General features: G+C 67.5%; 23 protein-coding genes and 1 pseudogene. 6 read left to right on the forward strand and 18 right to left on the reverse strand.

Annotated elements, in window-relative coordinates; genetic code table 11:
• Window positions 1–161: 161 nt before the first annotated feature.
• Both BLT59_RS08760 and BLT59_RS32130 read right to left on the reverse strand, forming a co-directional pair.
• A pseudogene (locus BLT59_RS08760) lies at window positions 162–994 on the reverse strand (IS3 family transposase); the annotation flags it as partial.
• Window positions 995–1,044: 50 nt separating this feature from the next.
• Window positions 1,045–1,176 (reverse strand): hypothetical protein, encoded by a 132-nt coding sequence (locus tag BLT59_RS32130; RefSeq protein WP_280141043.1) that lies wholly within the window; start codon window positions 1,174–1,176, stop codon window positions 1,045–1,047.
• Window positions 1,177–1,457: 281 nt separating this feature from the next.
• On the opposite strand from BLT59_RS32130, the gene BLT59_RS08765 reads away from it, so the two are divergent.
• Both BLT59_RS08765 and BLT59_RS08770 read left to right on the forward strand, forming a co-directional pair.
• The gene (locus tag BLT59_RS08765; protein ID WP_091778561.1) at window positions 1,458–2,231 is read left to right on the forward strand and encodes a COG4705 family protein; all 774 of its coding nucleotides are present in this window, start codon (window positions 1,458–1,460) and stop codon (window positions 2,229–2,231) included.
• Between the two features lie 35 nt (window positions 2,232–2,266).
• Entirely contained in the window at window positions 2,267–3,043 is a 777-nt protein-coding gene (locus BLT59_RS08770; protein ID WP_091778562.1) for a COG4705 family protein, read from the forward strand.
• Window positions 3,044–3,080: 37 nt separating this feature from the next.
• Here the strand turns inward: BLT59_RS08770 and BLT59_RS08775 are convergent, their stop codons facing one another.
• From BLT59_RS08775 to BLT59_RS08810, 8 genes are all read right to left on the reverse strand, one after another.
• Window positions 3,081–4,409, reverse strand: a complete 1,329-nt coding sequence (locus tag BLT59_RS08775) for a sensor histidine kinase (RefSeq protein ID WP_091778563.1) — start codon at window positions 4,407–4,409, stop codon at window positions 3,081–3,083.
• Window positions 4,409–5,071: a response regulator gene (locus BLT59_RS08780; RefSeq protein ID WP_091778564.1), complete on the reverse strand. Its 663-nt coding sequence runs from the start codon at window positions 5,069–5,071 to the stop codon at window positions 4,409–4,411. Before BLT59_RS08780 ends, BLT59_RS08775 begins: the two co-directional genes overlap by 1 nt.
• 77 nt (window positions 5,072–5,148) lie before the next feature.
• Window positions 5,149–5,541: a hypothetical protein gene (locus tag BLT59_RS08785; protein ID WP_091778565.1), complete on the reverse strand. Its 393-nt coding sequence runs from the start codon at window positions 5,539–5,541 to the stop codon at window positions 5,149–5,151.
• Window positions 5,542–5,695: 154 nt separating this feature from the next.
• A complete protein-coding gene (locus BLT59_RS08790) occupies window positions 5,696–6,487 on the reverse strand; it encodes a COG4705 family protein (protein ID WP_280141044.1) in 792 nt (263 codons plus the stop codon).
• A 111-nt stretch (window positions 6,488–6,598) separates the two neighbouring features.
• Window positions 6,599–9,709: an efflux RND transporter permease subunit gene (locus BLT59_RS08795; RefSeq protein ID WP_091778566.1), complete on the reverse strand. Its 3,111-nt coding sequence runs from the start codon at window positions 9,707–9,709 to the stop codon at window positions 6,599–6,601.
• A complete protein-coding gene (locus tag BLT59_RS08800) occupies window positions 9,706–10,920 on the reverse strand; it encodes an efflux RND transporter periplasmic adaptor subunit (protein WP_244513909.1) in 1,215 nt (404 codons plus the stop codon). The genes BLT59_RS08795 and BLT59_RS08800 overlap by 4 nt, the downstream gene beginning before the upstream one ends.
• Complete coding sequence (locus BLT59_RS08805; protein WP_091778567.1) at window positions 10,917–11,129, reverse strand: hypothetical protein; 213 nt, start codon at window positions 11,127–11,129, stop codon at window positions 10,917–10,919. The genes BLT59_RS08800 and BLT59_RS08805 overlap by 4 nt, the downstream gene beginning before the upstream one ends.
• Before the next feature lie 11 nt (window positions 11,130–11,140).
• A complete protein-coding gene (locus BLT59_RS08810; RefSeq protein ID WP_091778568.1) occupies window positions 11,141–11,905 on the reverse strand; it encodes a COG4280 domain-containing protein in 765 nt (254 codons plus the stop codon).
• A gap of 151 nt (window positions 11,906–12,056) precedes the next feature.
• On the opposite strand from BLT59_RS08810, the gene BLT59_RS08815 reads away from it, so the two are divergent.
• A complete protein-coding gene (locus BLT59_RS08815; protein WP_091778569.1) occupies window positions 12,057–12,905 on the forward strand; it encodes a MurR/RpiR family transcriptional regulator in 849 nt (282 codons plus the stop codon).
• 244 nt (window positions 12,906–13,149) lie between these two features.
• Here the strand turns inward: BLT59_RS08815 and BLT59_RS08820 are convergent, their stop codons facing one another.
• The 3 genes from BLT59_RS08820 to BLT59_RS08830 form a co-directional block, all read right to left on the reverse strand.
• Entirely contained in the window at window positions 13,150–13,626 is a 477-nt protein-coding gene (locus BLT59_RS08820; RefSeq protein ID WP_091778570.1) for a hypothetical protein, read from the reverse strand.
• Between the two features lie 154 nt (window positions 13,627–13,780).
• Entirely contained in the window at window positions 13,781–14,221 is a 441-nt protein-coding gene (locus BLT59_RS08825; protein WP_091778571.1) for a DUF421 domain-containing protein, read from the reverse strand.
• Window positions 14,222–14,223: 2 nt separating this feature from the next.
• Entirely contained in the window at window positions 14,224–14,718 is a 495-nt protein-coding gene (locus BLT59_RS08830) for a hypothetical protein (protein ID WP_210185968.1), read from the reverse strand.
• Window positions 14,719–15,615: 897 nt separating this feature from the next.
• Here BLT59_RS08830 and BLT59_RS08835 point away from each other — a divergent pair.
• Entirely contained in the window at window positions 15,616–16,521 is a 906-nt protein-coding gene (locus tag BLT59_RS08835; RefSeq protein ID WP_091778573.1) for an SDR family oxidoreductase, read from the forward strand.
• Between the two features lie 81 nt (window positions 16,522–16,602).
• Here the strand turns inward: BLT59_RS08835 and BLT59_RS08840 are convergent, their stop codons facing one another.
• From BLT59_RS08840 to BLT59_RS08860, 5 genes are all read right to left on the reverse strand, one after another.
• The gene (locus BLT59_RS08840; RefSeq protein ID WP_091778574.1) at window positions 16,603–17,046 is read right to left on the reverse strand and encodes a low affinity iron permease family protein; all 444 of its coding nucleotides are present in this window, start codon (window positions 17,044–17,046) and stop codon (window positions 16,603–16,605) included.
• A gap of 30 nt (window positions 17,047–17,076) precedes the next feature.
• Entirely contained in the window at window positions 17,077–18,039 is a 963-nt protein-coding gene (locus BLT59_RS08845; RefSeq protein ID WP_175543974.1) for a CorA family divalent cation transporter, read from the reverse strand.
• A 425-nt stretch (window positions 18,040–18,464) separates the two neighbouring features.
• The gene (locus BLT59_RS08850) at window positions 18,465–21,122 is read right to left on the reverse strand and encodes an MHYT domain-containing protein (protein ID WP_091778576.1); all 2,658 of its coding nucleotides are present in this window, start codon (window positions 21,120–21,122) and stop codon (window positions 18,465–18,467) included.
• Between the two features lie 452 nt (window positions 21,123–21,574).
• Window positions 21,575–22,891, reverse strand: a complete 1,317-nt coding sequence (locus BLT59_RS08855) for a TadE/TadG family type IV pilus assembly protein (protein WP_244513910.1) — start codon at window positions 22,889–22,891, stop codon at window positions 21,575–21,577.
• Between the two features lie 504 nt (window positions 22,892–23,395).
• Window positions 23,396–24,058 (reverse strand): sigma-70 family RNA polymerase sigma factor, encoded by a 663-nt coding sequence (locus BLT59_RS08860; RefSeq protein ID WP_244513911.1) that lies wholly within the window; start codon window positions 24,056–24,058, stop codon window positions 23,396–23,398.
• 333 nt (window positions 24,059–24,391) lie between these two features.
• On the opposite strand from BLT59_RS08860, the gene BLT59_RS08865 reads away from it, so the two are divergent.
• Both BLT59_RS08865 and BLT59_RS08870 read left to right on the forward strand, forming a co-directional pair.
• Window positions 24,392–25,072 (forward strand): response regulator transcription factor, encoded by a 681-nt coding sequence (locus BLT59_RS08865; protein ID WP_091778578.1) that lies wholly within the window; start codon window positions 24,392–24,394, stop codon window positions 25,070–25,072.
• Entirely contained in the window at window positions 25,056–26,423 is a 1,368-nt protein-coding gene (locus BLT59_RS08870; RefSeq protein WP_091778579.1) for a sensor histidine kinase, read from the forward strand. The genes BLT59_RS08865 and BLT59_RS08870 overlap by 17 nt, the downstream gene beginning before the upstream one ends.
• Window positions 26,424–26,603 lie beyond the last annotated feature (180 nt).

Raw genomic sequence — 26,603 nt, forward strand, 5'->3', positions numbered from 1 at the left:
TGCCGCGTGCATCGGCTGGATCCTGTGTTCGCTATGGCCGAGAGTTCTTCCGGATCGGCAGGAGCCGCCTGGATCGACGTTGACGACAAACACACCGCGGGCGCATGTTCGCGGACAGAGACCTGTTGCCCGACCAGCCGTCCTTCCTCGCTACGTAGGACGTTGTCCGAGCGGATATGGCCTGGCACGCCGCGCAGGCTGAATAGATCCGAGAGGACATCGATTACATCGTGCGCCTTCAGCTTACGAGATACGCGGATCGCCAGGCACTCACGGGTAAACTCATCAAGTACATTCAGCATCCGGTACTTGCGACCGTTATGCGTCCGGTGCTCGACGAAGTCGTAGGACCAGACGTGGTCAGGCCGCTCCGGCCGCAGGCGCACACACGAGCCGTCATTGAGCCAGAGGCGGGCTCGCTTCGGCTGTCGGGCTGGAACCTTGAGCCCCTCCCGCCGCCAGATCCGTTCGACCCGCTTCACGTTGACCGTCCAGCCATCGCGACGCAGCAGCGCGGTGATCCGACGGTAGCCGTAGCGCCCGTACCGGAGAGCCAGGGCGACGATGGCGGCCGTCAGTGGGGCCTCGTCCTCGACCACCACGGCGCACTTGCGCTGTGTCGAACGGTGCTGGCCCAGAACGCGGCAAGCAAACCGTTCCGACACGCCATGCTCGGCCACGACGTAGTCGACACAAGCCCGGCGGCGAGCCGGGCTCAGAAGTTTCCCGAAGCCGCCTCCTTCAGGATGAGCTTCTCCAGGGTCAGGTCGGAGATCGCCCGGCGGAGGCGCTGGTTCTCAGTTTCCAGAGACTTCAGTCGCCTGACCTGATCTCCCTTCAAGCCGCCGTACTCGGATCGCCAACGATAGTATGTGACCTCCGTCACCTCGATGGATCGAATTGCTTCAGAGACCTTGCGCCCTTGCGAGACCAAGACATCGACTTGGCGCAGCTTGGCGACGATCTCTTCAGCCGTATGCTTCTTCCGACGCATCTAAACATCCTCCACATGGCGCAAAGCCATACCTCAGGGAGGACCACTTTTCAGGGGGAAGGCCAGTTCTCGCCGATCAACTCGACGCAGATGCTGTGCAACAGGTCGAGGTCGGATTGGTCCTGGTCCTGCGTCTTGGCGGGGCGGCGGGACTTCGACGGGAACGCGACCACTGCGGCCATGGGTGGACACTCCACGCGCGGTCATAGCCCCGCGTGACCCATACGCCGGATGAAGCCTAAGCGTTCCGGAGGCCGGCGAACCTAGCCGGCAACCGTTGCCGAGTTGCTACAGAAGGCGGACCCGACCGTTCGTGCCCTCGGAGTTCAGGCGATGCCGCCGAGGCCTCAACGCGGAAAGTCCGTACCCGCTAAGTCTGCGCTCAGTCTGCTGCGTCACCGGCTCCGTCGCGGACGAGCCCTGCGACGGGGCCTCGTTCCGAATGTGCGAGGATCGACCCGGAATGCAGGCGGAACGACGGTCAGCACCGAGCAAGGTACCGGCGGTGACCCGCGGCTATTGGATCATTAAGATCGTCGCGACGACGCTCGGGGAGGTAGGTGGCAACGCCGTGACGCTGACCCTCGGGCTCGGCTACCTCGCCGGAACGGCCATCTTCGCCTCCGCCCTGATCGTCCTGCTGGCCGCCCAGTTCCGGGCCGAGCGGTTCAACTCGTTGCTGTACTGGGCGGTGATCACGGCGACGACGCTCGCCGGCACGACGCTGGCCGACTTCTGCGACCGCTCGCTGGGCATCGGGTACCCGGGCGGCTCCATCCTGCTCCTCTCGCTGGTCGTCGCCACCCTTGTCCTCTGGAAGCGGACGCTCGGGACCATCGCCGTCGAGACGGTCCACTCGCCGAAGGCCGAGGGGTTCTACTGGGCGGCCATCATGTTCTCGCAGACGCTCGGCACGGCCCTGGGCGATTGGATGGCCGACAGCACGGGGCTCGGCTACAACGGCAGCGCCGCGCTCATCGCCGTCGCCCTGGCGGTCGTCGCCGGCCTGCACTTCCTGACGAAGGTCTCCCGGCCGCTGCTCTTCTGGGCCGCCTTCGTCCTGACGCGCCCGCTGGGCGCCACCCTCGCCAACTCCCTCGACAAGCCGGCCGCCAACGGCGGCCTCGGCATCAGCGACATCACGATCTCCGCCGTCCTCGCGGCGGCGATGGTCGCCTGCGTCCTGCTGATCCCGCAGCGGGCGGGGCACGACCTGGAAGACCGGGAAGCGGCCTGACGCCGGCATCCCTCACGAACATCGGAAGGCAGCCCATGGACGACGCCCATCGACAGGCCCTGAGCAAGGTGCCGGCAGTCACCCTCGGCTTCTGGGTCGTCAAGATCCTGGCGACGACCCTCGGCGAGACCGGCGGCGACACCGTCACGATGACCCTCGGCTGGGGGTACCTCGCGGGGACGGCCTTGTTCGCCGCGCTGCTCCTGGCCCTCGTCGCCGCGCAGATCGTGGCACACCGGTTTAACCCGGTCCTCTACTGGGCGACCATCATCGCCTCGACCACGTTCGGCACGACCATGGCGGACTTCGCCGACCGGTCCCTCGGGATCGGTTACGCCGGCGGCTCGGCCCTGCTCCTCGCCTGCCTCGCTGCGGTGCTCGGGGCCTGGTACGCCTCCGAGCGCACCCTCTCGGTCGACACCGTCTCGTCCCCGCGCGTCGAGGCGTTCTACTGGGGGGCCATCACCTTCTCCCAGACCCTCGGCACCGCGCTCGGCGATTGGCTCGCCGACACCAACGGCCTCGGCTACGAGGGCGGGGCGCTCGTCTTCGGCGCGGCCCTCGCCGTGGTGGTCGCGCTGTACTACGGGACCCGGGTCTCCCGGGTCGGGCTGTTCTGGGCTGCCTTCATCCTGACGCGGCCCCTCGGGGCGATGGTCGGCGATTTCCTGGACAAGCCGCTGGCGGAGGGCGGCATGAACCTCAGCCGACCGCTGGCGTCCGGCGTCCTCGCGGCCCTCATCGTCCTGCTCGTCGTGTTGCTGCCCCAGCGCCCGGGCCGGCATCCCCACGCCGAGGCCTTGAACCGGTGAACGCGGACCGGCCCCACCCCCATGCCGGCTGCGGTGCTTACGGGATGACGGCGGAATCGGATCGGGCCTCGCTCGCGGCGGGGATCCGCACGGTCGCCACGAGGCCGTGGGGCCGGTCGGTCCGGTTCGCGAGCACGACGGAGCCCCCGCATGTTTCCGCGACGCTCCGGACGATGGACAGCCCAAGGCCTGTGCCCTCGGTCTCGACGTGGCCGCCGCGCACGAACGGATCGAGGATGCGGTCGATTTCGTCGGCCGCGATGCCCGGGCCGTCGTCGGTCGCCCGGAAGACCGCGAAGCCGGCCTCCGCATAGACCTCGACATCGATCCGACCGCCCACCGGCGTGTGCCGCAGCGCGTTGTCGAGCAGGTTGCGGATCATCACGCGCAGGCTGGTCGGGTCCGCCCTGACGTCCGCCGGCTCGATGCGGCTGAAGCCGAGGTCGGTCGACCTCTCGTCGGCGACAGGGATCATGGCGGCGACCACGTCCCGGGCCGCCGCGTCGAGCGACGTCCCTGCGGTGGCGGCCGCCGTGCCTTCCTCGTACCGGGCGAGGGACAAAAGCTGTTCGAGAAGGTGGCCGAGACGCCGGATGCCACCCTGGAGCGCGGCCAAGCGGGGAAGGGCCTCCGCCGGCATGCCGAGCCGCGACAGATTCTCCGCCTGGACGGTCAGCGCCGTGACCGGGGTCCGAAGCTCGTGCGCGGCGTCGGCGACGAAGCGGCGGCGATGCTCGACCATCTCGCCGACGCGCCCGAGGAGCCGGTTGATCGCATCGATGAAGGGCAGGAGCTCGACCGCCACCCCCTCGGCCGGCAGGGTTCGCAGGTCGTCCGGGGGCCGTGCGTCGAGACGTCCGGCGAGGACCGACAGCGGCCTGAAGCTCGCCTGGATGATCACACCGACCAGCAGGAGCAGGCAGGGCAACAGCAGCAACAGGGGAACGAGCGTCTGGAGGAGCGTGTCCCTGACGCGCTCGTCCCGGCTCGCGGTCGATTGGGCGATTCCGACGCGTTTGCCGTCCGGGCGCGTTCGGACCAGGAGCCGCCACCGTGCGCCACCCTTCCCGACCGTCGAGATCCCGTCGGGGGTGTCGCCCGGGACCCCCGCCAGGGGCGAGCCCGGACGGACGGCCCCCAGGACCTCGATGACGACGCGGAACTCCGGTTCGTCCTGGGCGTCGGTCAGGTCGAGGCCCGTGCCGCCCGCCTGGACTGCGAACCGGTCGACCTGGTGCAGGACGGCGTCCTGGAGTTCCGTGGCCTCCTCGGCGGCGCGACGGTACGACAGCAGCCCGAAACCGATGTTCGTGCCGACGACGAGCACCGACAGTCCGACGAACAGGCGGGCCCGGACCGAGCGCATCACGTCGGCCGGTCCACCATCCAGCCGACCCCGCGGACGTTGCGGATGACGGCGTTGCCGAGCTTGCGGCGCACGGCGTGGATGAGGAACTCGACGGCGTTGCTCTCGACCTCCTCGTTCCAGCCGTAAATGCGCCCCTCCAGGTCATGGCGCGACAGGATCGCGCCGGGGCGATGCATGAGAGCCTGCAGGCAGGCGAATTCCCGCGCCGTCAGGCGGCAGGCGGTGTCGCCGGTCCGGGCCTCGAAGGTGGACGGGTCGAGGCTGACGACGCCGTTGTCGAGCAGCGGCGCCGCCGCGCCGCGCGGACGGCGCAGGACCGCCCTCATCCGGGCGAGCAACTCACCTGGCTCGAATGGCTTCGTGACGAAGTCGTCGGCGCCGACGTCGAGGCCGCCGATGCGGTCGTCCAGCCCGTCGCGCGCGGTGACGATGATGACGGGCATGGTCGCGCCGTTCGTTCGCAGGCGCCGCAGGACGGACATCCCGTCGTCGCCCGGGAGGCCGAGGTCGAGGAGGACGATGTCGTAGGCCTCGGTCGCCGTGGCATCCTGGGCGGACGCGCCGTCACGGACCCAGTCGACCGCGTAGGCCGCGTCCCGCAACGCCTGCTGGAGCGCGGCCCCGATCATCCTGTCATCCTCGACGAGGAGAACCCGCATCGTCCCATCCATCCCGTCGCCGCACGGCGCGGCGTTCTTCCTCAGGCAGCCGAAGGCCCGCGCCGCCGACGGCCTCCTCAGCCAACCGCGTTCATGGTCTGCACGAGGTCGGCGAGCGCGACCTTGCAGGCCGCGGCGGCCGGCGCCGAGGCACGCAGCGCGTCGAGGGCGCGGTCGATGGCCTTGTCGACCTTGTGCCAATCCGCCGCCGCCCGGGGCTTCAAGCCGGCCTCGGCCTCGTCCCACTGCGTTTCCAGATCCTTGATCCGCGCCTTGGCGGCGGCGAGATCGCCCTTGTCGACGAGGGCCTGGGTGTCGACCGCGATGGCCTTGAACTGGCCCAGGTCGCCCAGCTTCGATGCGGCGGCCTGCGCGGTGCCGAACGAGGGGCCGGCCCAGCCTTCCGCTTGCAGATACACGGAGGTGAAGGCCAGGATTGCGGCGGCGCAGGCGACGGTCTTGACGGTCATGGAAAGCGCTCCTCTCGAACCGATGCCCGTATCCGGACATCGTGGCCCGTCTGCTCCCCTTCACTTAGTCCCCGCTTAGGGGTGGAGAGCGCCCGCGTTCGGCGGCGGCCAGCCTTCTCGGCCCCGTCCCGGGGAAGGACACCGACCGGCGCGGTCACGCCCGCTGCGCGGTGCGCGCGGCTCCGGCCGGCGCGGCGTTGAAGGTCACGAAGGCGACCAGGGCGACGATGACGCTCAGGAACACGAGGCTCGTGACGACGGTGCCGAAGCCGAGCCCCCCGTACTCCCGGGATTGGGAGAGCAGGTCCCCGAGGGCCGCGCCGAGCGGACGGGTCAGGACGTAGGCGACCCAGAAAGTCAGGACGGCGCCGGCTCCGAGACGACGGGCCAGGGCCGTCGCGGCGATCAACGATCCGAAGGCGACGACGCCCCAGTCGAAGCCGAGCCCCAGCGCCTCCGTAGCGAGGTCGCCCGCCGCCGTGCCGAGCGCGAAGGTGAGCAGGATGGCGAGCCAGTAGAAGCCCTCGCGCCTCCGGGTCACGATGGTGCGGATCGAGAGCGTGCCCTCGAACGCGTGCCAGAGCGCGAAGGTCGCCGAGAGGGCGACGGCGAAGGCTGCGGTGCTGGCGTAGAGGCTCACTTCCAGCTTGTCCGTCAGGAAGTCGGTCAGTTGCGTGCCGACGATGCTGACCAGCAAGACCGTGAGCCAGTAGATCCACGGCACGTAGCGGCGCGTGCGGGCCTGGAGGGCCAGCGCGGCGGCCAGAAGCGACACCATGATGGCGCCGGTGACCGCGGTCCCCAGGCCGACATGGACGGCGAGGTAGTCGGCGCCGGTCTCGCCGACCGTGGTCGACATGATCTTGATGACCCAGAAGATCAGCGTGGCCTGCGGGACCTTGTTCAGCATGCGCGCGGAAGCGCTCACCGTCGGTGTCATCGCCATTCCCCTTCGGTCTGCATCGGGTGACGCGAGGGTCAGGGAAGCGGCTTAGGCGTGGCTTAGGGGCTCGGGGCGCACCGGCGCCCCGCATCGTGGATCGCCGGCGAACGACGGTCATCGCGCCTCGACCGCCGGGCGCCCTGCCTCGGTCGGCCGGCGCCGGGTGAGCGCCAGCCTGAGCCTGTCCATGTAGAGGTAGACGACTGGCGTGGTGAACAGCGTCAGCACCTGGCTGACGGCGAGGCCACCGACGATCGCGTAGCCGAGCGGCTGGCGGATCTCCGAGCCGGTCCCGGTGCCCAGCATCAGGGGGACGCCGCCGAGCAGGGCGCACAGCGTCGTCATCAGGATCGGGCGGAAGCGCAGCAGGCAGGCCTCGTGGATGGCCGCCTCCGGAGACTTGCCGCCCTCGCGCTCTGCCACGATGGCGACGTCGACCAGCATGATGCCGTTCTTCTTCACGATGCCGATGAGCAGGATGATCCCGATGATGCCGATCATGTCGAGCGGCCGCCCGACCAGCATCAGCGTCGCCAGCGCGCCGAGGCCGGCCGAGGGCAGGGTCGACAGGATGGTCAGCGGGTGGATTGTGCTCTCGTAGAGCACCCCCAGGATCACGTAGACCGCGAACAGGGCCGCCAGGATCAGCGGCGGCGTCGAGCCGAGCGAGGTCTGGAAAGCCTGGGCGTTGCCCTGGAACGCGGTCGCCACGGAGGACGGCATGTGCAGGTCGGCGGCCGCCTTCTGCACGGCCGCGACCGCCGCGCCGATGGTGGCGCCCGGGGCGAGGTTGAAGCTCAGGGTCACGGACGGGAACTGGCCCTGGTGGTTGACCACCGCCGGCATCGTGCCGGTCTCGATCCTGGCGATCTGGCTGAGCGGCACGGAGGTGTTGTCCTGCGACCGGACGTAGATCCGCTGCAGGGCGTTGGGCCCGAGCTGGTAGTGCGGGTCGACCTCCAGGATGACGTAGTAGTAGTTCAGCGGCAGATAGATGCGCGCCACGTGGCGCTGCCCGAACGCGTCGTAAAGCGTGTTGTCGACGGCGGCCGGGTCGATGCCGAGGCGCGAGGCGGCCGTGCGGTCGACCACGACGTTGAGCATCCGCGCCGCCGACTGCTGGTCGCTGGCGACCGCTGTCAGCTCGGGCAGCTTCCGCAGCGCGTCGAGCAGCTTCGGGCCGTAGTGTTCGAGCTCCGACTGGTCGATGTCGGTCATGGTGAACTGGTACTGGGTCTTCGAGACGACGGCGCCGATGGTGATGTCCTGGGCGGCCTGCATGTAGACCTTCATGCCCTGGACCTGGTCGAGGGCCTTGGACAGGCGGGCGATCACCTGGTCGGCGGTGACGTTCCGCTCGGTGTCCGGCTTCAGCGTGATGAAGACGCGGCCGTTGTTCTCCGTCACGGTCGGACCGCCGGGGCCGATGTAGCCGGCGACGTCCGCCACCGCCGGATCCTTCATGATGATGCCGAGGATGGCTTGCTGGCGCTGCTTCATGCCCTCGGGCGAGACGTCCTGGGCCGCCTCGCTGATACCGACGATCAGGCCCGTGTCCTGCTGCGGGAAGAAGCCCTTGGGGATCGTCCAGAACAGGTAGCCGGTGAGCGCCACCGTGCCGAAGAAGGTCAGCAGCGTGACGAAGCGGTAGCGCAGGGCCAACTTCAACCCGTCGTCGTAGCGCGCGGTCAGCCAAGTGAAGAAGCCCTCCAGCCAGCGCGATAGCCGTCCCGGGGCCTTCTCCTCGCCGCCCGGGAGGAGCCGGGCGCACATCATCGGCGTGAGCGTCAGCGACACGATGACCGAGACGAGGATCGACACCGCCACGGTCACCGCGAACTCGCGGAACATCAGCCCGACGACGCCGCCCATCAGGAACAGCGGGATGAACACCGCCACGAGCGAGATCGAGATCGACAGGATCGTGAAGCCGATCTCACCGGCCCCGTCGAGCGCCGCCTGCATCGGGCTGGCGCCCTCCTCGATATGGCGGACGATGTTCTCGACCATGACGATGGCGTCGTCGACCACGAAGCCGATGGCGATGGTCAGCGCCATCAGCGACAGGTTGTCGAGGCTGTAGCCCAGCACGTACATCACCGCGAAGGTGCCCACGAGGGAGATCGGCACCGACACGGCGGGGATCACCGTCGCCCAGAGCCTGCGCAGGAACAGGGCGATGACGCCGACCACCAGCACGATGGTCAGGAGCAGGGTGAACTGCACGTCCTTGACGCTGGCCTGGATGGTCTGGGTCCGGTCCGAGGTGATCCGCACGTCGATGCCCGGCGGCAGCGAGGCCTGGAGCTGCGGCAGCGCCTTCTTGATGGCCGCCACCGTCGCGATGACGTTGGCGCCGGGTGCCCGCTGCACGGCGAGCGCCACGGCCGGCTTCTCGCCGACCCAACCGGCGATGGTGACGTCCTGGGGCGCCTTCACCGCGCGCCCAAGGTCCCGGACCCGGATCGGGGCCCCATCGCGGTAGGCGACGATGGCGTCCTCGAAGCCGGCGGCCGTCGTGATCTGGTCGTTGCTCTGCAGGGCCACGGCCTGCTGGCCGCCGTAGAGCTGCCCCTTGGGCTGCAGCACGGTCAGGTTCGAGAGGGCGGTCCGCACCGTCTCGAAATCGAGGTTCTCGGCAGCGAGCTGGGCCGGGTTGACCTGGATGCGGATGGCCGGGCTCTGCAGGCCACCGACGCCGACGAGGCCGACCCCCGGGATCTGCGAGATCTTCTGGGCCATGAGCGAGTAGGCGTAGTCGCTCACGGTCGTGATCGGGAACACGTCCGACGACATGGCGATCAGGAGGATCGGCACGTCGGCCGGGTTGGTCTTGCGGTAGGTCGGCGGGTTGAGGAGCGCCGCCGGCAACTGGCCCTGCGTGGCGTTGATGGCCGCCTGCACGTCGGAGGCGACCGAGTCGATGGTCCGGCCCCGGTCGAATTGCAGCGAGACCTGGGTGAAGCCCGTCCCGCTGCTCGACGTCATCTGGGTGAGGCCGGGGATCTGGCCGAACTGGCGCTCGAGCTGGGTGGCCACCGAGGAGGCGACGGTCTTCGGGTCGGCGCCGGGCAGCTGCGCGGTGACCTGGATCGTCGGCGAATCGACGTTCGGGAGCGAGGCGACTGGCAGGAGCGTATAGCTGATCGCGCCGAGCACTACGACGGCGAACATCAGCAGGCCGGTGGCGACGGGCCGCCGGATGAAGCCGGAGGAGATGTTCATGGCAGCATCCCCGCCGAGGCCGTGGAGGTGTCGGGCACTTGGTCCGGCGACGCGGGCGTGATCCGCGTGCCGGGTTTGAGCCGGTACTGGCCCTGGACCACGACCGTCTCGCCGTCCTTCAGACCGTCCGCGACCAGCGCGACGCCGCGGGTGCGCTGCTTGACCGTCACCGGGCGGACCGAGATCGTGTCGTCCGCCCCGACCACGTAGACGAACTGGCCTGTGTCGCTGACCTGCAGGGCGTTGGTCGGAACCGTCAACGCCCCCTTCTCGACCGAGGTGGTCACCGCGGCGTTGACGAAACTGCCGGCCCAGAGCTGGCGCTGGGCGTTCGGGAAGACCGCCTTGAGCTGCACGGTGCCGGACCTCGGGTCGGCCTGGTTGTTGATGAGGAGCAGGGTGCCGGTGTCGAGCTTTCGGTCGCCGGACTGGTCGTAGGCGGTCGCGGCGACCGGGCCCCGGTTCAGGGCCGCCTGCACGGCCGCGATGTCGCTCGTGGGCAGGGTGAAGAGCACGCTGATCGGCTGCACCTGCGTCAGGACGACGATGCCGTTGGTGTCCGTGGGATTGACGATGTTACCGATGTCGACCCGGCGGATTCCGGTCACGCCGTCGAAGGGCGCGCGCAGCGTCGTGAAGTCGAGTTCGGTCTGCGCGTAGTCGATGGCGGCCTGGTCGCCCTTCAGAGCGCTCTCGGTCTGCGCGATCTGGGCGCGCTCGCTGACGACCTGCTGGTCGGTCGCGAAACCCTTCTGCAGGAGGGGCTCGTTGCGGGCGAGGTTGGTCTTCTGGTTGGCGAGCAGCGCCTGGTCCTTGGCCAGCTGGGCCTGCGCCTGTTCGAGGCGGGCCTGGTAGATGCGCGGGTCGATCCGGGCGAGCACGTCGCCCCGCTTCACGAACTGGCCCTCCGTGAAGTCAGCACTCTGCAGGTACCCGGTGACCTGGCTGCGGATTGTCGCCAGGTTCAGCGCGTTGACCGTCCCGACGCCGGTCAGGACGATGGGCACGTCCTGGGTCCGCACGGCCGCCGTCACGACCGGCACGGGCGCCGGGGCGGCGGCTTCCGGGGCCGGGGGAGGTGCCGCCTCGTGGCGATAGGCGGCAAAGCCGACGGCGCACAGGGCCAGGACGGCGACCATCAGGCCCCGTGGACCGCGTCGCGTGGACGGCGTGCCGTGTCCGCCGTCCAAGGGTGTCGGCGTACCGGTCATCGCGCGGCTCCCGAGCGACGCAGGACGCTCTCCACGAGGATCGCCGCAACGCCGCAGAAGAGCAGGATCGCCATCCAGGGGACCGGCTGCGGCGCCATGGTGGCGAACACCCAGACGAAGGCGATCCAGCCTAGGGTGGCGGCGGCGAAACCGACATCGTCGACGACGAGGCCCAGAAGCTCCCGGGCGATGGCTCTGATGGCGTTCATGACGGATCGGCTCAGCGGAGGGCCAGGAATTGACCGGTGCCCGCGCGGCGGCGGCACAGCGGCACGGCGAGCGAGGCGACGGCGAGGAAGCCGAGGGTAAGCCCGAGGATCGACCAGTCGGCGCCGGGCCAGTCCAGGCTGATGCCTTCGCCGACCCAGAACGTGCCGAACGCCGCGAGCAGGACCCCGACTACGAACTTGAGCGCGTTCTCGGGCACCGTCGACAGCGGCCGGTGTAGGATGAGGCCGAGCGCCGCCACGAGCAGGAGTGCGGCCACGGCCCCGACGCTTGCGGGAACCAGGAGGCCGGCGCCGCCAGCCCCGACGGCGATGACGATGAACACGACCTCCAGGCCTTCGAGCATGGTGATCTTGAACGCGGTGGCGAACCCGACGGCGTCCCAGGCGCCATCGGAGGGACCAGCCGCCCGCAGGCTGCCGGTCTCCCGTTCGTAGGCGACGGTCTCGTCATGAAGGGGGATGACGCCGGCCGCACGCAGGACGGCCTTCCGCAACCACCGGAGGCCGAACAGCAGGAGCAGCCCGCCGACGACGAGTTGGACGTCCTGGAGCGGTATGCGGGTCAGCGCCGGGCCGAACATCAGCACGACGGCCAGCAGGAGGGCGAGGGCCGCGCTGGTGCCGGTGAGGGCTCCCCGCCATCCGCGGATCGCACCGACGGCAAGCACCACCGTCAACGCCTCGACGAATTCGACCGCGGACGCCAGGAACGCGGCGAGCGCCGTCGGCCATGCATGGATCCAGTCGACGGTCATCCGGGTCGCCCTCCTGCCGACGGGCCTGCGCGCATCGGCTTGATGGACGGCCAAATTGTAGGTATCACTACCTTTGTCAAGAGCTGTGTAGAAATCACTACATTGCGGACTCGGGGCGGATCGAAATGCCTCGCCGAACGAGGGGAACGCCGTGACGGAAGAGTTCGGGACCTTGGTCCGACGCCTGACGCCGACGCTGACGCCGTCGGCGGCCCGGGTCGCAAGCTATCTCGACCGGAACCGTGCGGCGGTCCTTGCGAGTTCCGCCGCCCAGATCGCGGCCCAGCTCGGCACGTCGGACGCGACCGTCATCCGGGCCGTGCAGGCGCTCGGCTTCGACGGCCTGGCGGACCTCAAGCAGGCGCTGGCTGCCGGCCTGGATGACCGCGGAACGCCGGCGGCCGATATGCGACGCACCCTGGCCAGCGTCGGCGAGAACGCGGGCCAGGCCATCGACGCCGTGCTGGCGGCCCATGAAGAGGGAATGGAGGCGCTGCGGACGGAAGAGGGAAAGGCGGCCATCCTCGCGGCCATCACCACCCTGCATCCGGCGACCCGCATCGGCGTGTTCGGGATCGGGCCTTCCGCCCACCTCGCCCGATACCTCGCCTTCCAGCTCACCCGTTCGGGGCGAGGCAGCTTCCTTCTCGACGCCACGGGCTGGTCGCTCGCCGACCAACTGCTCGGCCTGCAGGCCGGCGACGCGGTCCTGCTCCTCGCCTATGGGCAGCCCTATCGCGAGGTCCAGGCCGTGATGGCGGAAGCCCGCCGTTTAGGGCTGCCGGTGGTGCTGGTGACCGATAGGCACACGAGCGCGTTGGCAAGGCAGGCCACGGTCGTGCTGCTGGCCCGGCGCGGTCGCGCGAACGAGGTCGCCCTTCACGCCACGACCCTGATCGCGCTGGAAGCCGTCACGCTAGGCCTCGCGGCGGCCGACCGCGACCACGCGCTCCAGCAATTGGCCGACCTCAACCGGCTGAGGAAGCTGATCGGCGAGTGACCGGGTTGCCTGGAGCTTTTCGCAGTCGTCCTGGGCCGGCTCAGCCTCGGGCCTGCAAGGACGCACCAGAACGGCTGCATTGGGGCGACGACGGCGGCCGACGCCATTGTAGGTCCCGCAACCTCCGAGGCAGACTTGGATCCGACGAGTTGGCGCCCGAACGCCACCTCGGCCGCAGCCCGCGAGTAGCGGTCGCCATCGGCAGTCAACGCGCGGGGCCGTGATTGCGGCCCCGCGACCGTCCTTAGGCGGCCAAGCCCCACTTCTCCGCATCGGCGGGCTTCCGCTTGTAGATGGTGCCCGCGAAGTCGACGTGAAGTTCGGTCCAGGGGCCGTTGCCCTGTCGCGCCAGCACCTCGAAGTGCTCGGGCTTGCGGCGGGGCTCGCCCGCCGAGGCCCAGCCCGCAGCCTTCGCCGAGGCGAGGACGCGCTCGGGATCTGCGGGAACGTCGGCGTGCTTGTGGCCCGGGGCGTGGTTCGGCTTCTTGTGCTCGATTCGGACGGGCTCGCGACCGTCGGCGGCGATGCGGGTGACCTTGATCTCGGAAGGCCGGAGCTCGCCCTCAAGTGAGACGCGGAGCCCCTCGCTCAGGGGGAAGGCTTCCAAACCCTTCGGCGTCAGGTCGGCTAGATGGGTCTTCCCGTCCGCCTCCAGGGTGAAGCGGTGTGCAAATACGTGTTCAATTGTGCCCGTCAGAGCGACTGTGTCGTGGTGCGGCATGATCTTCTCCGTAGAGCGCCCAACCGCAGGCGCAGCTCGGAAGTCGGCATGCAAGAACCTAAGTTCAAGTGGTCCTTTAGCTTCACACAGTTTTGTGAAACGCGCTTTCGGCCGGTATCGATTTGAGACAACGAGATGCGTTGCCGGGAGCGGCTCAGTCTTTCTCGATGACGGACACCTTGCCGTCTCGCTCGACGATAGCGACGGCGATCTTCTCTAGGTCGTCTAGCCCTTGCTGCCGCGCCGCCGTGCGCACGTCGGCCTGCTGCATCCGCAGGCGCCGCATGTTTGTCTCGTCCCAGTCGCCATCACGGTAGACCACGATCGGCGTGCCGTCGACGATGCGTTCGAACCAGACGAAGCGCAGCTTCAACCAGGACACCGAGACGTGCATCAGCCCGACGGTGAACAGCGCGCTCATGGCACCCGTGAACGAGTGGTCATCGCCGAGGATGGCGCTGACGCTCAGGCCGCCGAAAAGGAACAGCACCACCATGTCGATGGGCGCCTGCTGACTGGCGGTCCGTCGCCCGACGAGGCGAATGACGAACAAGACGATGAGGTAGGCCGCGGCGGCCTTAAGCACGGTGTTCATGTCTACGGCACCGCGTACTGCGACCAGGACAGGGTCTCACCTGCATCGAGCCGGGCGGTGAGATCCATCCCGCCCCGGAAAGCCGGCGAACCCGTGAAGCGGATCAGCGCGTGGCTCTCCCCGACCTGCACAGGGAACACGAGGCGGATGTTGCTCCCGGCAATCTCCCAGGTCGCCGGCCGCGGCGTAATGCTCTCAAGGCCGAATTGGTCGACGAGGTCCTTGGCGATGGTCACGGCCACTTTGTCGCCGCCCGGTGGAACACGTGTGTCGAAGCGAATAATTGTGGGCGCCCCGAAACGGACCACTGGCTCGTAACGGATGCTTATCGAGCCATCCTTGTTCGTTAGACTGCGCTCGCTGAACGGACCATGCCCAAGCAGGCCGAGGGCGCACACCAGCACGAATCCGACCATGGCGAACCGACCCGCAAGTTCAGCCTTGCGCCATCGGTCCTCGAAGGCCGGGTAGAACCCGTTCGCGATCTCCTCCGGCATCGGGGGGTCGTCGTGGATGACTTCCAAGGTTGTTCGCTCCCCGTGGCCTTTCCGGGCCCCACTTCGGCCAGCCGAGGCACCGGGATGCCAAGGTCGGCCGACGCGTTCGGTTCCGTCGCGGTGAAATACGCCATGGCCTCGGTCCGACCCCGCAAGGGCACCTGGCTGATCTCGCGCCAGTCGCTGGCACTATGTTCCGACACGAGGATGGCCACGCCATGCGCCCTCGTCGCCTGTTCCAGACAAGCGGCGACGTTGACCGTGTCGCCGACCGGCGCATGTCGACGAAGGCGACGGCGGCGTTCTGCCTGCGACCGGCCCGGAGGGTGTCGTCTTGGTAGGCGAGTCGGCCGGACAGTTCCCTGTAGCGTGCTTGGTGGAAGAACACCGGCTTTGACGAAGAGAATGCTCACGGCATCGGGAAGCGTCTGCTTATCGGTAGCCTGTGCTCCGAAGCGGACCAGCGGCTTTCGGCCGGACTGCGTCATGTCGGAACGCCGTCACCCGCAGAACCGGACGTTCGCCTTGGCGCCCAATTGAGACATTCAGCTGGCCGCGAAGACATCCTGTAAGCGGACGCTACCGGTCAGATTCTGTCGCGCGCGATGGCTCGTATGGGCGTCTCTGTTCTTCGCGGGCAAGGTGACGCATCCCTTCGACTTCACTACCGCCCACAGTGCCCATGACAGTGGGCAGCGTGCCGCCGACGAGGCCATGGCCGCACTCAGGAACAGGCGGAGCAAAGCTGCCTGACGGGAGCCCTCGGCGGCGTCCACATGGCCGCAGGCGCCGGAACATCCGGGGGCGGCGTCCATTTCAAGTGACCCCGGACAGCATCACCTGACACGCGTGCCGCACGAGCTGTCCCGTTCGAAGGCGGCGCGACAGGACAGTTCCATGACCGACGACGCCGACAAGCGCCTCACGATGCAGGACCCGCGCACCCAGTACCCGCAGCCGCCGTTCAAGCGACAGCCTCAGGAGGCGCCGGGCCTCGCCGGAGCGATGGACCCGAAGCCGGACCACGGCGAGACCAGCTACCGGGGCCACGGCCGCCTCGCTGGTCGCAAGGCCCTGGTGACCGGCGCCGATTCCGGCATCGGGCGCGCGGCCGCCATCGCCTTCGCCCGCGAGGGCGCGGATGTGGCGCTGAGCTTCGTCGAGGACGAGATGCTGGACGCACAGGAGGTCGCGAAGCTGATCGAAGCCGAGGGGCGCAAGGCCGTCCTGCTGCCCGGCGACATCACCGAAAAAGCGTTTTGCGAGGCGCTGGTCCGGAAGGCCGTCACCGACCTCGGGGGCCTCGACATCCTGGTCAACAACGCCGGCAAGCAGACGAACCAGAAAGATATCGGAGACATCACGGACGAGCAGTTCGACCGGACACTGAAGACCAACCTCTACGCCATGTTCTGGATCACCAAGGCGGCGCTGCCGCACATGCCGGCGGGGGCGTCCATCATCAACACGGCTTCGGTGGTGGCCTACAACCCGCCGCAGATCCTGGTCGACTACGCCACCACAAAGGCCGGCATTGTTGCCTTCTCGAAGGCGCTTGCCAAGCAGCAGGTCGCGAAAGGCATCCGCGTAAACGCGGTGGCACCCGGCCCGTTCTGGACGGCTCTGCAGCCGTCCGGCGGCCAGCCGCAGGAGAACGTCGAGAAGTTCGGCTCCGAGGTCCCGCTCGGCCGTCCCGGCCAGCCGGTGGAGCTCGCGCCGGTCTACGTGTTCCTGGCGAGCCAGGAGGCGAGCTACGTCACCGGCGAGGTCTACGGCGCCACGGGCGGCAACGGCACGGCCTAATCGGAAGCGCACCCATCGGTCTCGCCGCAAGGTGAAGCGGGGTCCGGAGCCTAAGCTGTGAGCTAGCGCCTGACCGCCGCGCTAACCCATCCTCTCTGCGGCGCGGGCCGCCTTCTCATGGGCCCGCGCCTCGGCCTCGTCGGCCGCCTCGCGCGCATCGTTCAGGCGCTCGGCTCGGGCGCGCGTCTCGCAGCGTTGCTTGAGCTCGTCGAGCTCCTCCTCGGTCAAGCTCTCGATACCGATGTAACGGTTCTGGGCCGCGCTCGACCGGATGAGCTCATCGAGCTTGGCCTGGATGGCCGCCCCGTCCCGGTTCTGCGAGTTCTGGATCAGGAACACCATCAGGAAGGTCACGATGGTGGTGCCCGTGTTGATGACGAGCTCCCATGTGTCCGAGAAGTGGAAGTAGGGACCGCTTGCCGCCCAGGCCACGACCGAGGCCGCTCCAAGCGCGAAAGCAAGCGGATGGCCGGCCCACTTGGCGACCTTGCCGGCGAAGGCGGAAAAGTGGCGGGAGAGGGTCATCGCGGAACTCTGCTCGGACGGCATTGGCCTCTAACCGCGCGGCGGGCGGATGCCGAGCACCCGGATGATGCCGTAGGTCGCGGCCGCCGACAGCAGGCTCAGCCCAGCCACGAACAGGAAACCGCGTGGGTCGTCGGCGAACGGCAGACCCTTCACGTTCATGCCGAACAGGCCGGTGATGAAGGTCGGCGGCAGGAACAGGGCCGAGAGGATGGACAGCACGTAGAGCTGGCGGTTGCTCTCCTCCGCCACCCGGGCGGCGAGCTCCTCCTGCAGAAGGCGCGCCCGCTCGGCGAGCGCGGTCACGTCACGGTCGAGGGCATCCAGCCACTGGGCCAGCCGCGCCGCCACGGCGATTGCGGGAGCGTGCAGGTCCCGGGCTAGGTCGTCCTCCTCCAACCGGTGGAAGACCGCGGCGAGCCCGAGCAGTTGCCGGTGCAGGCGCACTGCGCTGCGGCGGATCGGCCCCAGGCGCCGTCGGTCGTCGCGCACGCGCCCGTCGAGCACGCGGTCCTCAATGCCGTCGACCTCGTCGGAGAGCCTCTGCCCCGTCGCCGCCATGGCGGCAACCACGAAGCCGACCATCGTCTCCAGCAGCAGCACGGGGGAGGTAATCGGGCGCCCTTCCTCGGCGGTCGTCCGCGTGGCGTCCGGGCTCTCGGCCAGGCCTTGGCACCCGCTCACCAGCGACCGCGGACCCATGACGAAGTGAAGGCGGCCGGCGATGTCGGGCTTGGCCCCGGGCCGGGCGAGGTCGGCGACCACACCGCCGACATGCCCGTCCGCGACTGTGACGCGCTGGTGTTCGTCTTCCCTGAAGACGGCTTCGGCGAGCGACCGCGGCCCGACGTGCCCGGCATCGATCAGCGGCTCCAGGTCCGCGGCCTTCAAGTCGAAATGCAGCCAGAGGAAGCCCCCGCCGAATGCGTCGAGATCCGGCAGCGCCTCGTCCGGAGCCAGAAGGCGTCCGCAGCCCCGCTCGTCGAAGGACATCGCCCAGAGCAGTCCGGGCAGGGGCGTACCTATCGGAATTGACGGCACGTACGGGCAACCCCTTCAGTCGGCTGCGACCGCCAGGAGGGAGAAGGTGCCCGCGATGGCGAAGTTGGCGGCGACGAGTAAGGCGAGGACGGTCATGGGGGTGTCCGTTCATGGGCACCACACAACGGCTAACGGCCACGGTTCGTTGCGAGGCGGGGCAAGCTGGCTGTTGACGCCCGGTCGCCCGCAACGTCGGCATGCGGCGCCCACGGCTGGGAACGCCCCTGACACGTCAGGGCTGTCGACCTCGGAGCCGGTCGACACAGGTCTCAGGCGCGCCTAGGCCGCCCGGGAGAACGTGGGACATGGCTCTCCCTGTATTCAGCGCCTATGGGACACTTCGCGAACGATGATGGAGCCATCGCGGCGGCGTTCGGTCAGGCCGAAGCCTGCGGGGTGCCTTGGCGTTCCGAACCGTGGCCGAGCCGGTCAACCTCCGCCGCGAGGTCCTGGAGGCTGGCGTCACCCTTGCGCAGCACTCGGTCCGCCCCGGCCAGCCTGCGGCGCTCTTCGCCCGAAACGTCCCGCGCGCTGAGGACGACGACCGGGATCTCCTCGCAGCCCGGCCGCCCCCGCATCTCGCGCAGGAACGTGAACCCGTCCATCACGGGCATCGTCAGGTCGAGTAGCACCAGCCGGGGCCTATCCTCGGCCATGCGCCTAAGGGCCTCGGCCCCGTCACCGGCCTCGCGCACCGACCAGCCGTTGCGTTCGAGGACGCTCCGGAGGCGTGCCCGCATGTCGGCGTCGTCGTCGACAACGAGGATGTCGCCGGCACCGCGTCCGACCCGGTCGAGGACGCCCTTGAGCCGTCCCCAGTCCACCGGCTTCGGCAACGCCTCCGCCGCACCGAGGGATGCACTCAGCGCCGCGTCGGCCACGAAGCTTACCATGACCACGGGGATGTCCCGCGTGGCGTCCTCGCTCTTGAGGGTCGCCAGCACCGTCCAGCCGTCCACGTCCGGCATCATCACGTCGAGCAGGATCACTCGCGGCTTCAGGTTACGGGCCATCTCCAGACCTGTCTTACCGTCGGGGGCCGTGCGCACCGAGAAGCCCTGCCGGGCGAGGAATCGGGTCATCAATTCGCGCTGGCTGGCCTCGTCGTCGATGACCAGCACGAGGCCGCGCCCCGGCTCGCCGTGCCCTTCCTCATGCGCGGGCTCGGCTGCGACGCCCTCGTCGGGCACCTGCGGAAGCGTCGCCGGCACGACGAGAGCGAAGCACGTGCCCCGGCCCTCGACGCTGGTCACCGTGATGTCGCCGCCGAGAAGCTGGGCGAATGCACGGCTCAGGGCCAGGCCAAGGCCGGTGCCTCCGTAGTTGCGCGTGGTGCTCTCATCGGCCTGGGTGAAACGCTCGAACAGGCGCCCGACCTGCTCAGGGCTCATGCCGATGCCGGTGTCCTCCACGGTGAAGCGGAGCCAATCGCCGCCGACGCCCGCCTCGCGGGCGACCCCGAGGGTGATAGTACCGCCCTCGGTGAACTTGGCCGCGTTCGAGAGCAAGTTGAACACGCACTGGCGCAGCTTCACCGCGTCCGTGCGTGCCAGTCCCGCATCTTCGGAAACCGCGACCACGAGGCGGTTGCCTTTCTTCGCGACCAGCGCATCGACCGTCCCGGCGGCGTTGCGCACGAACTCGGCGACGTCGATGTCCTCGGGGTACAGATCCATCTTCTCGGCCTCGACCTTGGACAGGTCGAGCACGTCGTTGATCAGCCCGAGCAGGTGCTGGGCGTTCGACTTTATCTTCCCGAGATCCTTCAAGAGGCTATCCTGGCCGAGCTCCTCCGCCTCCTCCTCCAGCATCTCCGAGTAGCCGATCACCGCCGACAGCGGCGTGCGCAGCTCGTGACTCATGTTGGCCAGGAAGCGGCTCTTGGCACGGCTGTGTTCCTCGGCCTCATCCTTGGCTTCCCGCAGGGCGGCCTCGAACGCCTCGCGTTCGGTGATGTCGGAGTGCACACCCACCCACTCGCGGATCGTCCCATCCGCGTTCCGCACCGGGCGCCCCTTGACCGCGAATAGGCGGTACGCGCCGTCCCGGTTGCGCACGCGGTGCCGGAGCTCGTAGCCCCGGTCCGCCGCCACGGCTTCCCGCCAAGCCGCCTTCGTCGCCTCGACGTCGTCGGGGTGCACGGCCTTTGCCCAGCCGGTGCCCTGGCACTCTTCCTCAGACTGACCGGTGTAGGCCTGCCAGTACAGCTGGGGCCCTACCATCGCGCCGCGGGCGTCGGCGGTCCAGATGATGTCGCCGACCGCCTCTGCCGCGGCCCGGAAGCGGCCCTGGCTGGCGTGGAGGTGGCGCTGCACCCGCTGCTGGTCGAACGACGCGGCCACGATGGCCATGAACAGGATCGTGAAAGTCGCGCCGGACACGTACAGGGCGAGGTTCTGCTGGCTGACGCTGACGCCCGCGGCGTGCGCGGCATGCCCCCCGAGATCCTCCGCCGTGAAGGTCGCCGCGGCCATGCCAGTGTAGTGCATACCGGCGACCGCCAGACCCATGACTATGGCGGCGGCGAGCTTCTGCCAGACGCTGTTCTGCCGGAAGGTCAGCCATAGCGCGGCGGTCGCGGCGGACACGGCAATGGCCACCGATGCGGCGACCACGGGCAGGCTGTAGGCGAGGTTGCCCGGCACCCGCATCGCCGCCATGCCGGTGTAGTGCATGCCCGCGACGCCGACACCCATCAGGGGACCGCTGACGAGGGCGTCGCGCGGTCCGGCGTCCGGGCGGCTGACCCAGGTGAAGGCGGCACCCGTGGCCGCGATAGCCAACAATAGGGATGCCACCGTGATCCCGAGGTCGTAGGATGCCGGCATGCCCATCTCGAAGGCGAGCATGCCGACGAAGTGCATCGCCCAGATGCCCCCGCCCATCGCTAGCGAGGCTGCCGCGACCCATGCCCAGCGTAGACCGGCGGCAGCCCCACGGACGCGGCTGCCGAGGTCGAGTGCGGTGTAGGAGGCGAACACCGCGATGGCGAGGGACAGTGCGACGAGCGCGGGATCGTAGCCGGTGGGGACCATGAAAATTCCGGTGACGTCTCCGAGGCTATAGCTCGGAAACACGGCAGTCCGCGAGCAATCGCCCTTTCGTGAACGACGTCAACGCGAACCGTCGCTGCGTCCCATCTGGCAGGCGCAGACATCACTCACCACAGCGGCAGGGTTCGCCCGACGCTGTCGATGGATCGCCCGCGAGATGGTAGCGCCGGCCCGTTAGGTGGCCGTCCACTTTTCCGATGAAGTGGCTCCGAAGCTGATCAGCCGCTTCCGGCCATTTCCCGTCACGTTGGCGGGCGCATCGAACGTCTGGGTAGGGTGGTTTCCCGACGGTCCGCTTCCAGTCGGCAATGCTTGGAAGCGGACCCAGTCTCCGTGCCAGCTCACGACCCTTTGCAGAGGCTGTCAGTGCCTGTTTGTGGGCCAGGGGACGAGACAGAAACCTGTGGGCAGAACTGATTTGGGTGTTCGAGATCTTACTGGGTGAGCAGCAGCTTTCCCGAGATCGGGCCTACACCCTTCGGCACCGGCACGCTGGTCGAGTCGTAGTTTGCGTTGAGGTACAGGTTCGGCCCTTGATAGAGGTTCACCTGCTGGGCCACGATCACCGTGTAGGCCGACTGGTCGGCAACAGGCTTCTTCGCATCGATCACGACCCGGCCCGCTGGCAGATAGATGGTGCCGAGCATGGTGCGAGCGTCGTCGCTGATGATACGGTAGGTCCGCATGGGTCTTGTTGCGCCGAGCGGCGGCGGCGTCGGCGCAGTAGGGGCGAGCGGATCTTGGTCGACTGCTGCTGTCGGATCCACTGGATTGGAGACTACGCGCTCCTCCATCATCAGCAGGCCTGCCATGACACCGGTCGTGGGTGCTGCAAGACTAATGGACGTCTTTGAGTCAAATAGCAGCCCACCCTTGTCGCCGGTGAAGTAGAAGGCGACGTCGGCGCCACTCAAGGAGCCTTTCTTGTCCACGATGAGCGGGCCGTCCTTCATCACATAGATCCCTGACTGCAGCGAGACGGCGGCGTTCTTGGTGATGTGCAGGCCGCCGCAATACGTGCCAGGGCTCAGCGTCACGCTCTGGTCGACGAGGTTTTGGCTGATGTCGCCCTTCTTGTTGGCGGACGCTGGGATCGAGGTGCAGGCGTCTACTGTCGGTGCAGGACGATCTTTCAGCGGATCCTTGATGATCGGGCAGCCAGTCTGTGGAGGCGGCGCAAAGTTGGCTCGGAGGCCCACAAAGCCACCGGCGGAGCATATCGACTGAGCGCGGGCATAGGAGCTATCTTGGCCTAACATGCCGGCCGGATTGCTGGAATTCGAATAAAGCGAGCAGCCCGCCGCAGTCACCTGCGCGCTTTTTTCCAGGTCAAATGCGCCGGGGGCAGCAGGATCGAGCGTTAACATGCAAAGACGCATATTGCCGACGACGCTCGCCTTCGATCGAAGTGCGATGTGAGCTGTGCGCACACCGACGAACGGTCCGAAGGAGAGCTTGAAATCCTCAGAAGCGGTCGCAGCAACGCTCATCTTATCGTCGGGAACTGTGACCTGCACGGATAGCGGTCTGTCAGGCGGCGAGGTGACTCCGTCCCGAATGGCCTGTTCAGTCACGCCGCTTACCGAGGCGGGGGTCGCGGAGGCGAGCTTGAGTGCATTGCCACCTGAGAGCACCCCTTGGTCGAGTGCGTTCTGTATCTGGCTGCGCCGGGAGGACAGGCGCGCGTAGTCGATGCCGCCACCGACGAGGCCGAGTAGGACGGTAGCGCTCAGGCCAAAGATTACAGCCACGCCTCCGCGTCGATCGGTCCAAAGGCTCCGTCGCGGCGTGCGCCCTGATCGTGTTCTTAAGTTGGGCTGGGGCGGCACCATAAGGGCAGACATCACTTGATTTCTGGGTCGGCTCGCGACCAGGCGACGCGGAGAATGGTGGGGTCGGGTTAAGGCCTGCTTGAGGTGAGCACCATTTGTCCGTTCGGGGCATGCGGCCAAGATCCTGCCGCCAACCCAAGCCGTCTTCGAGCTAGAGCCAACTATGACAGCTTTCGGGCTGCGCTATTGTTGGCTTGGTCGGCTGCTGTGGGTCGAGATCGGAATGGCTGCTCGGGGTGGTTTTGCGACGGTCCGCTATCGGAAAGGAGATGCCTCGAAGCAGACGCTATCCCCCGCTGCCTCGCGGCGAGCCGGCTTAGTATGGAAACTGCATTTAGGTGAGGATCCCTCGTGCGAGACCGACGAGCAACCTCATCCAGGGGTCATTCACTGTATCCGAAGCGTCTACGGCTCAGATCTAGATCAAGCCTGTGGCTGACTCTCGAACGGAAGGCCCAACGTGCCCACGAGAACAGCTCGGGCTCGGCTGACCCGACTCTTGACCGTCCCTACTTGGCAACCAAGCTTCACCGCCGCCTCTTCGTAGGTGTAACCTTCGGCGCCGACCAGCAATAGCGCCTGACGCTGGGGGATAGGCAGGCTGTCGATCTTTTCCCATACAATCTGTAGTGTATTGGCTTCCTCCTGAACTGGGCGAGCGGTCAGAAGGGCTGCGTGCTTCCCGTCAGCATCCTCAACTTCGCGCTTGCGTTTTCTCAGCTCTGAGTAAAATTGATTGCGCATGATCGTGAACAACCACGCGGTGAAATTTGTTCCTGAAGTATAATAGTGCCACTTCGTCCAAGCTCGGGCGAATGTCTCCTGCACGAGATCATCGGCACGGGCCACATCCCCGCATAAAGAAAGAGCAAAGGTCCGCAGCGCAGGTAGCGCTTTGATCAGATCGTCGCGGAACTCCACTGCTACGGTGCGGCCACGGTCGGCGAGCGCCACCTCAAAGCGTGTGACAAGCTCGGCCAGTCGTGCTGGCAACGCCTGCTGTTCTGCTAAGCCGAAATACTCCTGCAAAGGCGCTGAGAGAGCGCCAGGAAGGCTTGTGATCGCGGCCACATCGCTGCGCTGCACCTTGACCCTATCCGTTTCCATGGGCACCCGATGAGGCATTGAGAAGAATTATCCCGTGAATACATTGTTCACTTTGTCGCATCGAAGCTTATGTCGCCACATTCCGTATTTACTGTTGACCATAAAGCCCCGATGTGTTGCTTATAGACTTCGGCTTCGAGCCTGTTGCGTTCCAAAACCGGCGACGGCCGGGTTGCAATGTGGAATAATACGTAGATGAGCGCTGTAATTGTCGGTTTGTAAGCAAGCCCGTTTGTCGGCCGATCGTCAAATTACAAATCCCCAATCTTGGCCGCTCGGCCCCGCCTGCCGGATCTGGAGGACCGCAGCCGCATGAAGATCCTGGCCGTCGAAGACGACGCCCCGACCCTGGCGCTCCTCGTGTCGAGCCTTGAGGAAGCGGGACACGTGGTGGAGCAGGCCGGTGATGGGCAGACTGGGCTCCGGCTCGCACGCGAGACTGCGCACGATGTCGCCGTCGTAGATCGCATGCTCCCGGGCCTCGACGGCCTCGAACTCGTGCGCCAACTCCGCGCCTTGGGCGTCCAGACACCCGTTCTCTTCCTGACCACAATGGGCGGCATCAGCGATAGGGTCGATGGCTTGGAAGCCGGCGGCGACGACTACCTAGTCAAACCGTTCGCCCTCGCGGAACTACTCGCCCGGATCAACGCACTCGCTCGCCGCCCGCCCCTCGGGCGCGTCGAGACGATCATTCGGGTTGCTAATGTCGAACTCGATCTCGTCACGCGGCGGGTGACCCGCGCTGGACATGTCGTTGACCTACAGCCGCGAGAGTTCAGCCTGCTGGAATTTCTGATGCGCAACGTGGGGCAGCTCGTCACCCGGCGTCAGCTTTTGGAGAGCGTCTGGGACTTCCACTTCGACCCTCGGACGAACATCGTCGAAACCCACATGAGCCGCTTGCGGGCCAAGCTCAACAGCGACGGTGGGCCGGACCCGATCGAGACGGTTCGTGGCTCGGGGTACATCCTCCATGCGGACATATCGTGATCTCCTGCGGAGCGCGGGCCTGCGTTTCACGCTGCTGTACACGCTCGCTTTCATGGTTTCGGTCGGCGCGATCGGTTGGTTAACGGTACTCGCGGTGACCGACGCTCTGGAGCGGCAGGCACAGCGCGGGGTGGATAACGAGGCCAGAGCTCTCGTCGACGAGTTCAACGCCGGTGGACGGCAGGATCTTGAAGCGGCACTGACCGGGCGGTTCGCTAACCCGCTGACCCATACCCGCTACGTCCTTATCGGGGCTGACGGCCACGTCCTCCTCGGAGACGCAGCGCTCCTGCCCTATACACGCGATCCTGCAGGACCTGCTGCATCCCGGAGCGACGTTCCACTTACGGCTGCACGAAAGCTCGGGGACGGTAGCATCGTTCTGGTGGCGGACGATCTTACAGATGTACGCGACGTCGAGGCCGTGGTGACGCGCGCCTTCCTGACCGCGCTGGCGGCCGCGGGCTTGCTCGGGCTCGGCACCGCGCTCCTGCTCTCCAGCGCGTTGCTGCACCGCCTCGATGCTATCACCCGCACCGCGGAAGCGGTGGTCGCCGGAGACCTGACGCAGCGAATCGCGCGGACTGGCTCGCAGGACGAGTTCGACCGTCTTGCCGCAACTCTTAATCGGATGCTCGACCGGATCGGTGGACTGATGGTGAACCTGAGGCAGGTCTCGACCGACATCGCGCACGACCTGCGCACACCGCTCTCGCGGTTGCGGCAGGGCTTGGAGGCAACCAGCCACCGGGCCACGACGGCCGGCGATTACCGAGTAGCCGTAGAGCATGCCGTCGAGGAGACCGACCGTATCCTGGACATCTTCTCAGCACTGCTGCGTATCGCTCAGATCGAGGCCACCACGCTTCGGAAGTCGTTCCGACCGGTCAGCCTCTCGGAACTTTTTCATACCGTCGCCGACGCCTACGCTGCTCCGGCGAGTGACAGCGGTCGCACGCTTGTGGCGCGCATCGTCGAGGATGCCTGGGTGCAGGCCGATCACGACCTGCTCGCGCAGCTGTTCGTCAACCTCGTCGAGAATGCTCTGCAGCACACGCCACCGGGAAGCACGGTCGGTCTCGAACTCGATGTGCGAGGCGGTTCCGTCTTGGCTGCGGTCCGCGACGACGGCCTCGGCGTCCCGGCATCGGAGCGGGAGAAGGTGCTGCGCCGCTTCTACAGGCTTGAGCGTAGTCGATCAGGCCCCGGAAACGGCCTCGGCCTCAGCCTCGCCGCAGCGGTCGCGGAACTGCACGGAGGTCGCCTCACGCTCTCGGATGCGCAGCCTGGACTGCGAGTTAGCGTTACATTTCCTGTTGCTCTGCCCATTGGTGAGGGGGTGGCCGGCTGATGACTGCTTTGGGGATCGCCGGCTGGCTGCAAACCCGACTGGGTTGAGTCGGAGCCGAAAGGGTCATGAGCTGTTTTCCGGTCGCCCACTTCCGGGCAGAGGATGCATCGGAACGGATATGGCCGTCAGATCCCCCCGATCTGCTCCGAGACTATAGAACCACAGCGGCACGGTGCGGTC

It is taken from the genome of Methylobacterium sp. UNC378MF (assembly GCF_900103195.1).
In the GTDB taxonomy this organism is placed as follows: domain Bacteria; phylum Pseudomonadota; class Alphaproteobacteria; order Rhizobiales; family Beijerinckiaceae; genus Methylobacterium.

Bases quoted from the DNA above. Each gene is read 5' to 3' on its own strand.
- BLT59_RS08770 (WP_091778562.1), top strand. From the start codon at position 2,267: ATGGACGACGCCCATCGACAGGCCCTGAGCAAGGTGCCGGCAGTCACC.
- BLT59_RS08830 (WP_210185968.1), bottom strand. From the start codon at position 14,718: ATGCCGGAGGAGATCGCGAACGGGTTCTACCCGGCCTTCGAGGACCGA.
- BLT59_RS08775 (WP_091778563.1), bottom strand. From the start codon at position 4,409: ATGCGCTCGGTCCGGGCCCGCCTGTTCGTCGGACTGTCGGTGCTCGTC.
- BLT59_RS08850 (WP_091778576.1), bottom strand. From the start codon at position 21,122: ATGGTCCCCACCGGCTACGATCCCGCGCTCGTCGCACTGTCCCTCGCC.
- BLT59_RS08865 (WP_091778578.1), top strand. From the start codon at position 24,392: ATGAAGATCCTGGCCGTCGAAGACGACGCCCCGACCCTGGCGCTCCTC.
- BLT59_RS08785 (WP_091778565.1), bottom strand. From the start codon at position 5,541: ATGACCGTCAAGACCGTCGCCTGCGCCGCCGCAATCCTGGCCTTCACC.
- BLT59_RS08800 (WP_244513909.1), bottom strand. From the start codon at position 10,920: ATGACCGGTACGCCGACACCCTTGGACGGCGGACACGGCACGCCGTCC.
- BLT59_RS08845 (WP_175543974.1), bottom strand. From the start codon at position 18,039: ATGTCCTTCGACGAGCGGGGCTGCGGACGCCTTCTGGCTCCGGACGAG.
- BLT59_RS08805 (WP_091778567.1), bottom strand. From the start codon at position 11,129: ATGAACGCCATCAGAGCCATCGCCCGGGAGCTTCTGGGCCTCGTCGTC.
- BLT59_RS08765 (WP_091778561.1), top strand. From the start codon at position 1,458: ATGCAGGCGGAACGACGGTCAGCACCGAGCAAGGTACCGGCGGTGACC.
- BLT59_RS08840 (WP_091778574.1), bottom strand. From the start codon at position 17,046: ATGACCCTCTCCCGCCACTTTTCCGCCTTCGCCGGCAAGGTCGCCAAG.
- BLT59_RS08835 (WP_091778573.1), top strand. From the start codon at position 15,616: ATGACCGACGACGCCGACAAGCGCCTCACGATGCAGGACCCGCGCACC.
- BLT59_RS08795 (WP_091778566.1), bottom strand. From the start codon at position 9,709: ATGAACATCTCCTCCGGCTTCATCCGGCGGCCCGTCGCCACCGGCCTG.
- BLT59_RS08790 (WP_280141044.1), bottom strand. From the start codon at position 6,487: ATGGCGATGACACCGACGGTGAGCGCTTCCGCGCGCATGCTGAACAAG.
- BLT59_RS08825 (WP_091778571.1), bottom strand. From the start codon at position 14,221: ATGAACACCGTGCTTAAGGCCGCCGCGGCCTACCTCATCGTCTTGTTC.
- BLT59_RS32130 (WP_280141043.1), bottom strand. From the start codon at position 1,176: ATGGCCGCAGTGGTCGCGTTCCCGTCGAAGTCCCGCCGCCCCGCCAAG.
- BLT59_RS08820 (WP_091778570.1), bottom strand. From the start codon at position 13,626: ATGCCGCACCACGACACAGTCGCTCTGACGGGCACAATTGAACACGTA.
- BLT59_RS08810 (WP_091778568.1), bottom strand. From the start codon at position 11,905: ATGACCGTCGACTGGATCCATGCATGGCCGACGGCGCTCGCCGCGTTC.
- BLT59_RS08780 (WP_091778564.1), bottom strand. From the start codon at position 5,071: ATGCGGGTTCTCCTCGTCGAGGATGACAGGATGATCGGGGCCGCGCTC.
- BLT59_RS08870 (WP_091778579.1), top strand. From the start codon at position 25,056: ATGCGGACATATCGTGATCTCCTGCGGAGCGCGGGCCTGCGTTTCACG.